Genomic DNA, 1,350 nt, shown 5'->3' with positions numbered 1-1,350 from the left:
GCATCCGGGTCACTCGGCGAAGGACTCCACCGGCGGGCAGGAGCAGACCAGGTTGCGGTCGCCGTAGGTGTTGTCGATACGGGCGACGGGCGGCCAGTACTTGTCGGGGTCGATGCCGCGCGGGAAGACGGCCTCCTCGCGGGAGTAGGGACGGTCCCACTCGCCGACGAGGGCACGGGAGGTGTGCGGGGCACCGCGCAGGACCGACGTCTCGGCGGTCCACTCCCCCGAGGCGACCCGATCGATCTCGCCCTTGATCGCGATCATCGCGTCGATGAACCGGTCGAGCTCGGCGAGGTCCTCGGACTCGGTGGGCTCGACCATGAGCGTGCCAGCGACCGGGAAGGACATCGTCGGGGCGTGGAAGCCGTAGTCGATGAGCCGCTTGGCGACGTCGTCGACGGTGACGCCGGTCTCCTTGGTCATCGGCCGCAGGTCGAGGATGCACTCGTGGGCGACCAGGCCGGTCTCGCCACGGTAGAGCACCGGGAAGTGCTCGTTGAGGCGCGCGGCCACGTAGTTGGCCGACAGCACCGCCGCTGCCGTGGCCCGGGTCAGACCCTCGGCACCCATGAGCCGGATGTAGGCCCACGAGATCGGCAGGATGCCAGCCGAGCCGTACGGAGCGGCGGAGATCGCCCCGATGCCCGAGCGCTTCGAGGCGTCCGGGTGCAGCGAGTGCGACGGCAGGTAGGGCGCGAGGTGGGAACGGACCGCGACCGGGCCGACACCCGGGCCGCCACCGCCGTGCGGGATGCAGAAGGTCTTGTGCAGGTTGAGGTGAGAGACGTCCCCGCCGAACTCACCCGGCTTGGCGTAGCCCAGGAGGGCGTTGAAGTTGGCGCCGTCGATGTAGACCTGGCCGCCGGCCTCGTGGACGAGGGAGCAGACCTCGGTGATGCCCTCCTCATAGACCCCGTGGGTCGAGGGGTAGGTCACCATGATCGCGGCCACCTTCTCACCGTGGTCGGCCAGCTTCGCGCGCAGGTCGTCCAGGTCGACGGTGCCGTCCTCGGCCGACTTCACGACCTGGACCTTCATGCCGGCCATCGCGGCGGAGGCGGCGTTGGTGCCGTGGGCCGAGGACGGCATCAGGCAGATGTCGCGGTGTCCCTGGCCCTGGGCGTCGAGGTAGCCGCGGATCGCCATCAGCCCGGCGAACTCACCCTGCGAGCCGGCGTTCGGCTGGATCGAGACCTCGTCGTAGCCGGTGACCTCGGCCAGCCAGCCCTCCAGCTCGCCGACGAGCCGCGCGTAGCCGGCGGCGTCCTCGGCGGGCACGAACGGGTGCAGGTCGGCGAAGCCGGGCAGCGAGATCGGCTCCATCTCGGTGGTCGCGTTGAGCTTCAT

The 1,350-nt window shown here is 70.3% G+C and carries 1 protein-coding gene; it reads right to left on the bottom strand.

Annotated elements, in window-relative coordinates; all coding sequences use genetic code 11:
* Window positions 1-9 precede the first annotated feature (9 nt).
* Window positions 10-1,350 (bottom strand): glycine dehydrogenase (locus ACFVJS_RS27985; RefSeq protein WP_378886804.1); only part of this gene is annotated, 1,341 nt, incomplete at its 5' end.

The sequence above is a fragment of the Nocardioides sp. NPDC057772 genome (genome assembly GCF_042798075.1).
GTDB lineage: Bacteria > Actinomycetota > Actinomycetes > Propionibacteriales > Nocardioidaceae > Nocardioides.
Note: the sequence above shows the minus strand (reverse complement) of the source record. Positions and strands in the feature narration are given on the sequence as shown.